The sequence below is a fragment of the Brevundimonas sp. ABV4_179 genome (assembly GCF_056311945.1).
Map to the genome: position 1 here is coordinate 2873944 of NZ_CM149976.1, position 10485 is coordinate 2884428.

Below are 10485 nucleotides of genomic sequence, written 5' to 3' on the forward strand. Positions count from 1 at the left end.
CTAGCCGTGGTCGTCGGCGTCCGAGAGATCGATGGCGCGGGTCACCAGATCGCGCCAGGTGGGATCGCTGTCGTCGACCAGATCGACATCCTCCATCAGGGCCACCGCCCCCTCCCCGTCCGGCAGGATCAGGCCCAAGACCTCCATCTCTTCACCGTCGGCGCCCAGGTGGCTTTCGGCCTGGACCGCGACGGCCGCCTGTTCGCCGTCCTCGTCCCACCAGATCACCGGCTGCGGCAGGTCCATGGCGATGGGGCGTGGATCGTCGGTGTCGCCCAGCGCAAAGATGGCGCGGCGCGCCTGCACGTCCTCCAGCGTCGCGACCGCCCCGGTGAAGGCCTTCAACCGTCCCCAGTCGTCGGCGTCGAAGCCGCCGCCATCTTCCTCTACAAGGTCGTCGGTCATCTCGGTCATGATCGTCCTATCGGGTGAAAACGCCGACCAGTTCAACGTGGGCGGACCACAGGAACTGGTCGATGGGCGTGACCGTCTCCAGCCGGAACCCGGCGTCGATCAGGACGCGGGCGTCGCGCGCGAAGGTCTGGGGATTGCACGACACCCCCACGACGACGGCCGCCTTGGTCGTGGCGATCTGGGCTGTCTGTTCGACGGCGCCGGCGCGGGGCGGGTCGAACACGATGGCGTCGCACCCCTTCAGGTCATAGGGCGTCATCGGGCGGCGGAACAGATCGCGCGCCTCTGCCGTGATCGCCTTCATGCCCTTGGCCGAACCCACGGCGGACTTCAGGGCGTCGATGCCGGGCCTTGACGCATCGGCGGCGATCACCGGGGCGACCGTCGCCAGGGGGAAGGTGAAGGTTCCCGCCCCGCAGAACAGGTCCGCGACCTTCTTGGCCCCCTTCACCGCCGCGACCGCGCGCGATGTCATGGCCAGTTCGGCCGGCGGCGCCGCCTGCAGGAAACCGCCGGCCGGCAGGGCGACCGTCGCCGGTCCGAAAGCCACCATCGGCTGGCGCGCCATCACCAGGGTTTCGCCCGCCAGGCTCAGTCGCGCCAGGTCGGCCCGGTGCGCGGCCTGAACCGCCTGGGCGCGCGCGTCGGCGGACAGGCCGCCGCCCGATCGCCGCTCCACCCCCGTCACATCGACGTCCAGCCCGGCAAGGGTCCAGGTGACGTGCAGCGTCGGGGCGGATTTGGGATGTTCGAAGAAGGCCGCCGCCACCTGCGTCAGGGCGGGAATGGCCTGAACGATGCGGGCGTCCGCCACGGGACAGGCCATGACCTCGACCAGTCGCCAGGACCGCCGCGCCTTGAACCCCAGCACGACGCGGCCATCCGCATCGCGACGGGCGTGCAGGGCCACGCGGCGGCGGCTGCCCGGCGGCGTGGCGATGGTCGCCTCGACCTCCGTCTCGATCCGTTCGCGGGCCAAGGCCAGCCGGACCTGATCGCGCTTCCAGTTCAGATAGGGCTGTTCGGCCCAATGCTGCAGCGAACAGCCGCCGCAGTCGCCGTACTGGGGCGAGACCGGCGCAATCCGATCCGGGCTGGGGGTGACGATCTCCACGCCTTCCAACCGACCGTCCACGAGTTGGCCGCGCACCGTCTCACCGGGCAAGGCCAGGCTGGCGAACACGGGGCCCGCGGGCGTGCGGGCGACGCCGTCGCCCTGGCCGCCGACGCGGTCGATCGTGAAAGTCTCCATCGCAGGGCTTCTAGCCGCCGCCGAAAGACCGCTCAAGTCGCGCCAGGATCAACGCCCGTCCACTCGCCTGAAAGATGAACGAAGATGAACAGACCGCTCAAATGCCGTTCAGCTTTGCTGTCTTAAATCGGACTGCAACGAGACACGAGGCTTGCCGTTAACCGTTGACGGAAATCGTTCGGTCCTCGGAAGGGTTGAAAAATGCGTCTCTCCAAGTCTTCGCTCGCCGCCGCAGCCGCCCTGGCGCTCGGCGTCACCGCCGCCCCGATGGCGGCTTCGGCTCAGAATTATTATGGCTATGGCTACAGCCAGAACTACGGCACCGGCGCCTATGCGCCTTCGTATAACTACGGGCGCGGCTACCCCTCCTACGACCCCTGCTCGCGTGAGCGTCAGGGCCGCACGGGCGCCGGGGCGGTGATCGGCGGCGGCGCGGGCGCCGTTATCGGGTCGCAGTTGGCCGCGCGCGGTCGTCGCACTGAGGGCAGCATTCTGGGCGGCGTGCTCGGAGCCGTGGTTGGCTCTCAGGTCGGCCGTTCCAGCTCCGACGCCTGCCGCACCTATCAAAGCAGCTATGGCTCCAGCGGCTATTACAACCAGGGGTACAGCCAACCGACCTACGGCTACTATGACAACCGCTATACGGGCGATCAGGGCTATCGCTACGACGACTACGACCGTCGTTCGGACTACGCCTATGACAGCGGCGGCTACTACGACGACCGCTCTCGGCCGGTCGATTCCTATCGCAACTCCGACGGATGCCGCCTGGCCGAAAGCCAGATCCGTCTGCCCGATGGTCGCACGGACACGCGCTACGTCCGCACCTGCCCCGACCAGTATGGCCGCTATCGCGTCGTCGATTAATTTTCAGCCCCCCTGTCGATCGACGATGTGACGGGAGCCGCCGGAGGATCAGTCCTCCGGCGGTTTCTCTTCTGGGGGAAACGCGCGTCGGATCAGTGGCGCACGGCCCAGAGCAGGAATTCGATATTGCCGTCGCCGCCCGTGATGGGGCTGTCGGTCACGGCCTGAACCGCCCAGCCCAGGTCTTCCAGCCAATCACGTACGCGCTGCACAGCGGCGGCATGAGCGGCCGGATCCTTGACCACGCCCTTCTTGCCGACCGACCTGGGGCCATCGCCCTCGAACTGGGGTTTGACCAAGGTGATCAGGTCCGCGCCCGGCCCGGCCAGAGCCAGGGCGGCGGGCAGAACCTTGGACAGGCTGATGAAGCTGGCGTCGCAGACGATCAGCGACGGCGCCACGGGGATCAGTTCGGGGGTCAGGTCGCGGGCGTCGGTCCGCTCCAGGTTCACGACGCGGGGGTCGGCGGCGACCTTTGGATGAAGCTGGCCCGTTCCGACATCGACCGCGAAAACTTGCACTGCACTGCGGTTCAGACAGACCTCGGTGAAGCCGCCGGTGGAGGCCCCGACGTCCAGCACCGTGCGCCCCTCGACCGCCACCGGCCACAGGGCCAGGGCGTGATCCAGCTTCAAGGCGCCCCGCCCCACCCAGCGATGGGCCGGTTCGGCCTGGATATCGGCGTCTTCGGCGATCTGTTCGGACGGCTTGGCGACGAGGCGACCATCCGCCCTGACCCGCCCCGCCTCGATGGCGGCGCGGGCGCGGGCGCGGGTGTCGAACAGCCCGCGCGAGACGAGCAGCTGGTCGATGCGGGATTTCACCCGATCTCGCTGAGGCGGGCCAGGGCCGCCTGCAGCTTGGCCTTGCCAGCCTCGGCTTCGGCCAGTTTGGCGCGCTGTTCCTCCACCACGTCCGGCGCGGCGCGCGAGACGAAGTTGGGATTGCCCAGTTTCTTGTTCACATGGCCGATGTCGCTGTCGAAGGCGGCGATCTCCTTCTCCAGACGCGCCCGTTCAACGGTCAGGTCGATGACGCCCGCCAGCGACAGGGCGACGGTCGAGGCGCCGGACACGAAGGTCACGGCGCCGGTCGGCGCCGCATCGGCCGAACCGACCTCGGACACGCGGCCCAGGGTCAGGATCAGGTCGCGATGACGGGCGATCCGCTCGGCCGTAACAGCATCGGGCGCAACGAAGGCCAACGGCGGCTTGGCCGACGGCGGTACGTTCATTTCGGCGCGCAGCCCCCGGATTTCACCGATCAGATCGACCAGCCAGCCGATCTCGGACTGTGCCGAAGCGTCGATGAAGGCGTCCGGCAGAACGGGCCATTCGGCGCCGATCAGCAGGGTCTCGCGCGCCGGACCTTCCTTGCCCAGTTCGGCCCAAAGCTCCTCGGTGATGAACGGCATGACCGGATGCAACAGCTTCAGCGTCTGATCCAGCGTCCAGGCCGTCATGGCGCGCGTCTCCGCCTTGGCGGCCTCGTCCGATCCCTGGAACACTGGCTTGGCCAGTTCCAGATACCAGTCGCAGAAGACGTTCCAGACAAAGCGATACAGCGCGCCCGCCGCATCGTCGAACCGCCCGCCTTCGATGGCGTCGGACACGGCGCGTTCGGCCTTGGTCAGTTCGCCGCGAATCCAGCGGTTGATCGTCTGCTCGACGGTCGCGGGATCAAAGCCTTCGACGCGGCGCGCCTCGTTCATCTGGCTGAAGCGCGCGGCGTTCCACAGCTTGGTGCCGAAGTTGCGGTATCCCTCAATGCGTTGCTTGGACAGCTTGATGTCGCGCGTGCCCGACAGGATGGCCATGGTGAAGCGCAAGGGGTCGGCGCCCAGCTCGTCGATGATGCCCAGCGGGTCGATGACGTTGCCCTTGGACTTCGACATCTTCTGGCCCTTCTCGTCGCGGACCAGACCATTGATGATGACCCGCTTGAACGGAACCTCGCCGTCCATGAAGTGCAGGCCCATCATCATCATCCGGGCGACCCAGAAGAAGATGATGTCCGCCGCCGTTACCAGATCGCTGGTCGGATAGAACCGCTCCAGATCCTCGGTCTTCTCGGGCCAGCCCATGGTCGAGAACGGCCACAGGGCCGAGGAGAACCAGGTATCCAGAACGTCCTCGTCCTGGGTCAGAGCGACCTCGGAATCATAGTCCGCCATCGCCTGTTCGCGGGCGTCCTCTTCCGTTTCGGCGACATAGATTTCGCCGTTCGGGCCGTACCAGGCCGGGATGCGGTGGCCCCACCAGAGCTGGCGCGAAATGCACCAGGGCTCGATATTGCGCAGCCATTCGAAATAGATCTTTTCGTACGACTTCGGCTCAAACACCGTATCGCCCTGCTCCACCGCCTTCAGCGCAGGCTGGGCCAGGACCTTGGCGTCGACGTACCACTGGTCCGTCAGCCACGGCTCGATTACCACGCCCGAGCGGTCGCCGTGCGGGACGACGTGTTTGGTCTTCTCGATCTCGCGCAGCCAGCCCTCTTCCTCGGCGCGGGCGACGATGGCCTTGCGCGCGGCGAAGCGGTCCTGACCCACATAGTCCGAGGGCACGTCCGGCGTGTCGGCGTCGGTGACGCGGCCAAACGCATCCAGAATGTTCAGCGACGGCAGACCCGCGCGCTTGCCCACGCCGAAGTCGTTGAAATCATGCGCAGGCGTGATCTTGACCGCGCCCGAGCCCTTGGTCGGATCGGCGTAATCGTCGGCGACGATGGGGATGCGACGGCCGACGATGGGCAGGGTTACGAACTTGCCGACCAGACCGGCATAGCGTTCGTCCTCAGGATGCACCGCCACGCCTGTGTCGCCCAGCATCGTTTCCGGCCGGGTCGTCGCCACGACGATGAAGTCGCGCGTTTCCCATTCCGTCGCCTTGCCGTCCTCGTCGAAGGCGACCGGGTGTTCATAGGTCACGCCGTCGGCGAGCGGATAGGCGAAGTGCCAATAGGCGCCGTCCATCTCGCGCTGTTCGACTTCCAGATCGGAAATCGCCGTCTGGAAATGCGGGTCCCAGTTCACCAGCCGCTTGTCGCGGTAGATCAGGCCCTCCTTGTGCAGCTGCACGAAGACCTTGCGGACGGCGGCGTTCAGCCCTTCGTCCAGGGTGAACCGCTCGCGCGACCAGTCGCACGATGCGCCCAGGCGGCGCAGCTGGCGCACGATGGTGCCGCCGCTCTCGGCCTTCCATTCCCAGATCTTCTCGATGAAGGCGTCGCGGCCCATGTCGCGGCGGCCGATGTTGCCGGCCGCGCCCAGTTGACGCTCGACCACCATCTGGGTGGCGATGCCGGCGTGGTCTGTGCCGGGCAGCCACAGCACCGCCTTGCCCTTCATCCGGTGATAGCGGGCCAGGATGTCCTGCAGCGTATTGTTCAGCGCATGGCCGATATGCAGGCTGCCCGTCACATTCGGCGGCGGAATGACGATCGAATAGGCGCCCGCCTCCCCTTCCGTGCGGGGCGCGAAAAGGCCGCTCTCTTCCCACTGGGCGTAAAGGCGGGGCTCGGCGGCCTGGGGTTCGAAGGTCTTCTCAAGCATTTGGGTATCTCGGAATGCAGAAAGGCGGCCCCTTTTCGGAGCCGCCCCTCGGATTAGTCTGGGTTGAGGCGAAGGGCTAGGCGCTGCGCGCGATGCGTTCGACTTCCTTACGTACCTGGGCCTCAACGATGGCCGGCAGATTGGCGTCCAGCCAATCCTTCAGCAGGGGCCGCAACATTTCGGCGACCATGGCCTCCACCGTATTGCCGCTGACGAAGGGCAGATCGCCGGTCGAGGCGGCGGGCGCGGGTTCCGGCTTCTTGAAGCTGGCGGCCAGGCCGGCGAAGGCCGAGGCGGCGCTGGCGGCGGCGCTTTCGCCGACCAGGGTGTCGTAGGCCTGTTCCCGCGCCGGCTGCGCGGGGGGCTCCGGCGGCTGATAGGTTTCGGTCGGCGTCACATCCAGGTCGCCGATCGTCTCGACCGGGGCCGCGTCGTAACGGTCGGTCAGCTCCAGCACGTCGTCCTCCACCGACGAGGTCGGTTCGGGCTCGAACGGGGCGGCGAAGACGGCCTGCGCCGCTGCGGGCTGGGGCGCGGGTTCAGGCTGGGCCTCGATCTCAGGCGTCGCGGCGGCGGCCGGGGTTTCGGCCGGGGCCTCGTCTTCGGAGATGATCCGGCGAATCGACGCCAGGATCTCTTCCATGGTCGGTTCCTGGGCGGACTGATCGGTCATGGCGCAACCTTGGGCGTGGCCTGGGAAGAAACTGGCTCACGGAACGATCCGCGCGCCGCGAACGGGACGACGCCAGACGACGGATCGTCTGGAATCTATGTGTTGTCGTCGCATCTTCGCCCGATTGAATCAACGGGCGCGTTCGCAGCGGCCGGTTCGTGGTCCGCTAAGGATCAGTTCCGGGGGGCGGTGCGAACGACCTCGCCCTTCAACTGGGCGTCGATGGGCGCGTCAGGCGCGTCCACGGCCCCGACGATGGGCGGCGAGGCCACGCGGTCCAGCGTTTCAATAACGCCATCCCACGGCAGGCCGCCGCGACCCTTGACGCGATCATAGTTGGTCACAGGGTCATAGACCTCGACGGTCGGGTTCAGCGCCGGCCCTTCCAGCTGGCCCATGGCGGCGAGCAGCGAGGCGCGCGCGACATATTCGGCGGCGCGGGCGCTGGCGACGGCGGTCTGTGACGCGCGCAGCGTCACTTCCTGGTTCAGGACGTCCAGCGTGGTGCGCAGGCCGACCTGCGCCTCCTGACGGACGCCCTCGGCGGCGACGGATGCGGCGCGCACAGCCTCAGTCCCGGCCGTCACATTGGCGCGGGTCGACAGAACCTGAGCATAGGCCGAGCTGACGTTCTGCAGCACGGTTCGACGTTCGCCCTCGATGGCCATCTGGGCTGCGTTGGCGCGCTCCAGCGCCTGGGCGACGCGGGACTGGTTCAGTCCGCCGGTGAACAGGGGCACCGACAGGGTGGCGCCGGCGGTGAAGCTGCGACGGTCGGCCAGCTGGCCCAAATCACCCAGATCGTTGGACGATCCGCCGTAGGAGGCGGTGGCGCGCAGCGACGGCATATATTCCGAGCGGGCGGCGGCGACGGCGGCCTCGGCTCCCTGAAGCTGATAGGTGGCGGCCAGGACGCTCGGATTGCGTTGCAGCGCCGTCTCCATGGCGACATCGAAGTCGGTCGGCACGGCCGGCAGGGTCGGCGCGGCCTCCAGATCGGTCGGCGACTGACCGACCACGGCGGCGTAGGCGGCGCGCGACGTGGCCAACTGGGCCTGGGCGTTGGCCAGATCGGCCTCGGACTGGGCCTGGGACGCCTCGGCCTGGGCGACGTCGGTGCGTGTGATCTCTCCCACTTCGAAGCGGGCGCTGGTCTCTTCCAGCTGGCGTTGCAGGACGCTGAGGTTCTCCTGGCGGATGCGCAGGATCTCCATGTCGCGGGTCACGTTCACATAGGCCTGGATGACCGACAGCATGACCGATTGTTCGATCTGGCGCAGATTCTCGCGGCCAGCCAGCACGCCGGCCTGCGCCTGGTCGATGGCGCGGGCGGTGCGGCCGCCGGTCCACAGGCTCTGGCTGACGCTGACGCCAAGATTGGCGCCTTGGGTCTCGGACGATTTGGTCGAAATCTGGGTGTCCGGGATGCCGTCCCCATTTGTATCGACGAACTGGGTCACGGCGGGGAAATCGCTGCGCGTATAGTCCACGCCGGCCGAGGCGCTGAGCGTCGGCCGCAGGCCCGAACGCGCCTGGACCACCGATTCGTCCAGGGCCCGCTGATTGGCGCGCTGGGCCAGAAGGTTGGGATTGGTGCGATAGGCCAGGGCGATGGCGTCCTGAAGCGTCTCGGCCCAGGCCGGCGCGCCCAGGCCGGTCATCACGGCGACCACTGCGGCCGAAGCCAGCACACGCGAGCGTTTCAACATTGTCCGTCCTTGCCCGACGCCCCGAAAGAACGCCCGAATGTTTTCTCAAGCGTAACTGCGGCCTGACTGAACCACACGCCAGTTAAGTTTTCTTCACGGTTGCGGTCGCGCGATCCGTCGCCCCACCGATCATGTTTCTACAGCGCGAAGGTAGGCGCCGGCGTCAACTCGGCAAGGACCGCCGGCGACGAATCGAACAGTTCACGCCGCGACAGTCCCTCGGGCGTCTTGACGAACAGGGCCGCCTTGCCGATGGCGCCGCGACGTTCCACCACCACGATCCGCCCGCCGGGCCGCAGGGCGGCGCCCCACGAATCGGGCAGGGCCTGGATTCCACCCTCGGAAACAATCAGATCCCAGTTCTCGCCGGTCGGCTGCGAAAGCGGCTGAACCGCCGTCGCGACGCCTTCAGCGGCCAGGGCTTCGCCGACCACGCCGAACACCGCCTCGCCTGATTCCTGCGCCGTGACGGCCAAGCCCATGCGGGCCAAAAGGGCGGCGGCATAGGGGGCGGCGATGGCCAGGGCCTTCTCGCCCTCGCGCGCATCAGCGGCCTGCAACAGCTTGGCCACGTCGCGGGCCGGCATCAGACGGCGATCCCCGGCGATGGCTAGGGCCTCTTCGGAATAGGCGGCGAAGGCGCGATCCGGGGCGCAGTACTGCTCGCGCGGCACGGCCATCATGGCCAGGTGAATCGCGCGATCCGTCACGTCGTTCACCCGCACCTGCGAGTCGACCATAGCCTTGCGCTCGGCGGTGAAATCCATCTGTGGGCAGCCTTCAACGATAATCCGGGAGGAAAACTCGCGCGCTTATAGTTCCGTGCGTTGCAGCGGACAATCCGATCTGATAGCGAACGCCCCTCGCGATGACCGCCCCCGAGAAATCGGGGACAAAAAGCGGCCTGATGGCGGAGTGGTGACGCAGAGGACTGCAAATCCTTGCACCCGGGTTCGATTCCCGGTCAGGCCTCCATCGCGACAGACCAACGAAGGCCGTCCCTCGGGGCGGCCTTTTCGTTTCACGGTTCCAAGGCCGTCGTCGTCAGATGATGCAGGGCCACGGCGCTGGTCGCGGCGACATTCAGCGAATCGAACCCGCCCGCCATGGCGATGCCTATGGGACGACAGCGGGCGATCACCGCCTGGGGCAGCCCCGGCCCCTCCGATCCCAGCACCACCGCGACCGGCCCCTTGCGACGATAATCCGCCAGACGCGCGCCCGCCGAGGGGGTCAAGGCCAACACCTCGACGCCCGCCTGGGCCAGGGCGTCCAGAGTTTCGGACGATTCGGCGACGGCGAAGGGCGTGCGCAGGACCGCCCCGACCGACACCCGGATGGCCTTGCGATAGAAGGGATCGCAGCAGGTCGAATCCAGCAGAACCGCCTTGGCCCCGAACGCGGCGGCGTTACGGAACAGGCCGCCCATATTGTCGTGATTGCCGATGCCGCTGGCGACGACGAAAACATCGTCCCCCACCACGTCCGACAACAGGCTCTGCACGGACGGGCTCGCAGGCTTCTCGCCCAAGGCCAGAATGCCTCGGTGAAGTTCGAACCCGGCGATCCGGTCCAGCACGGCCTGGCGGGCAACATAGACCGGCGCATGCGCCGGCAGCGCTCGGATTACGTCGTCCAGAGCCGAAACGCGCTTCTCCGCCAGCAGCAGCGACCGGGGCCGACACCGCGAGGCGCTGGACGCTAGACCACGAACCACCACCTCCCCTTCCGCGATGAAGAGCCCTTGGCGCCCTGTCAGATCGCGCTCGCGAATGTCGCGATAGGCGGCGACGCGCGGGTCCTCGGGGTCTTCGATAAATATCGGCTCGATGGTTCGATTTCCCATTGCAAGATCGGAACGCCCGCTGCTATACGCCCGCCTCCCGAGCAGATGTTCCGCAGTAGCTCAGTGGTAGAGCAGCCGACTGTTAATCGGCTGGTCGTAGGTTCGAATCCTACCTGCGGAGCCACTCTGGTGTAAAGGTCGACAGGTTTCGAAACCTCGACCTTAAAACCT

9 protein-coding genes and 2 tRNA genes are annotated in these 10485 nt (G+C 67.2%); 3 read left to right on the plus strand and 8 right to left on the minus strand.

What is annotated here, in order from left to right:
- Positions 1–414, minus strand: a complete 414-nt coding sequence (locus tag ACYX4P_RS14030) for a hypothetical protein (RefSeq protein WP_248119001.1) — start codon at positions 412–414, stop codon at positions 1–3.
- A gap of 7 nt (positions 415–421) precedes the next feature.
- Positions 422–1666, minus strand: coding sequence for a class I SAM-dependent RNA methyltransferase (locus ACYX4P_RS14035; RefSeq protein ID WP_248119000.1), 1245 nt, complete (start codon positions 1664–1666; stop codon positions 422–424).
- Positions 1667–1867: 201 nt separating this feature from the next.
- Between ACYX4P_RS14035 and ACYX4P_RS14040 the strand changes: the two genes are divergently transcribed.
- A complete protein-coding gene (locus ACYX4P_RS14040) occupies positions 1868–2533 on the plus strand; it encodes a glycine zipper 2TM domain-containing protein (RefSeq protein WP_248118999.1) in 666 nt (221 codons plus the stop codon).
- Between the two features lie 92 nt (positions 2534–2625).
- On the opposite strand, the gene ACYX4P_RS14045 is transcribed toward ACYX4P_RS14040, so the two are convergent.
- The 5 genes from ACYX4P_RS14045 to ACYX4P_RS14065 form a co-directional block, all read right to left on the minus strand.
- The gene (locus ACYX4P_RS14045) at positions 2626–3357 is read right to left on the minus strand and encodes a TlyA family RNA methyltransferase (RefSeq protein ID WP_248118998.1); all 732 of its coding nucleotides are present in this window, start codon (positions 3355–3357) and stop codon (positions 2626–2628) included.
- Positions 3354–6086: a valine--tRNA ligase gene (locus tag ACYX4P_RS14050; RefSeq protein ID WP_292048073.1), complete on the minus strand. Its 2733-nt coding sequence runs from the start codon at positions 6084–6086 to the stop codon at positions 3354–3356. The genes ACYX4P_RS14045 and ACYX4P_RS14050 overlap by 4 nt, the downstream gene beginning before the upstream one ends.
- A gap of 76 nt (positions 6087–6162) precedes the next feature.
- The gene (locus tag ACYX4P_RS14055) at positions 6163–6759 is read right to left on the minus strand and encodes a DUF2497 domain-containing protein (protein ID WP_248118996.1); all 597 of its coding nucleotides are present in this window, start codon (positions 6757–6759) and stop codon (positions 6163–6165) included.
- 173 nt (positions 6760–6932) lie between these two features.
- Entirely contained in the window at positions 6933–8468 is a 1536-nt protein-coding gene (locus ACYX4P_RS14060; protein ID WP_248118995.1) for a TolC family outer membrane protein, read from the minus strand.
- Between the two features lie 137 nt (positions 8469–8605).
- A complete protein-coding gene (locus ACYX4P_RS14065; RefSeq protein WP_248118994.1) occupies positions 8606–9235 on the minus strand; it encodes a protein-L-isoaspartate O-methyltransferase family protein in 630 nt (209 codons plus the stop codon).
- Between the two features lie 134 nt (positions 9236–9369).
- Between ACYX4P_RS14065 and ACYX4P_RS14070 the strand changes: the two genes are divergently transcribed.
- Positions 9370–9443: transfer RNA gene (locus ACYX4P_RS14070), tRNA-Cys, on the plus strand.
- A gap of 46 nt (positions 9444–9489) precedes the next feature.
- Here ACYX4P_RS14070 and ACYX4P_RS14075 read toward each other — a convergent pair.
- Positions 9490–10314: a TrmH family RNA methyltransferase gene (locus tag ACYX4P_RS14075; RefSeq protein ID WP_248118993.1), complete on the minus strand. Its 825-nt coding sequence runs from the start codon at positions 10312–10314 to the stop codon at positions 9490–9492.
- Positions 10315–10363: 49 nt separating this feature from the next.
- Between ACYX4P_RS14075 and ACYX4P_RS14080 the strand changes: the two genes are divergently transcribed.
- A tRNA-Asn gene (locus ACYX4P_RS14080) sits at positions 10364–10438 on the plus strand.
- Positions 10439–10485 lie beyond the last annotated feature (47 nt).

Bases quoted from the DNA above. Each gene is read 5' to 3' on its own strand.
- ACYX4P_RS14050 (WP_292048073.1), bottom strand. From the start codon at position 6,086: ATGCTTGAGAAGACCTTCGAACCCCAGGCCGCCGAGCCCCGCCTTTAC.
- ACYX4P_RS14055 (WP_248118996.1), bottom strand. From the start codon at position 6,759: ATGACCGATCAGTCCGCCCAGGAACCGACCATGGAAGAGATCCTGGCG.
- ACYX4P_RS14075 (WP_248118993.1), bottom strand. From the start codon at position 10,314: ATGGGAAATCGAACCATCGAGCCGATATTTATCGAAGACCCCGAGGAC.
- ACYX4P_RS14035 (WP_248119000.1), bottom strand. From the start codon at position 1,666: ATGGAGACTTTCACGATCGACCGCGTCGGCGGCCAGGGCGACGGCGTC.
- ACYX4P_RS14065 (WP_248118994.1), bottom strand. From the start codon at position 9,235: ATGGATTTCACCGCCGAGCGCAAGGCTATGGTCGACTCGCAGGTGCGG.
- ACYX4P_RS14030 (WP_248119001.1), bottom strand. From the start codon at position 414: ATGACCGAGATGACCGACGACCTTGTAGAGGAAGATGGCGGCGGCTTC.
- ACYX4P_RS14040 (WP_248118999.1), top strand. From the start codon at position 1,868: ATGCGTCTCTCCAAGTCTTCGCTCGCCGCCGCAGCCGCCCTGGCGCTC.
- ACYX4P_RS14060 (WP_248118995.1), bottom strand. From the start codon at position 8,468: ATGTTGAAACGCTCGCGTGTGCTGGCTTCGGCCGCAGTGGTCGCCGTG.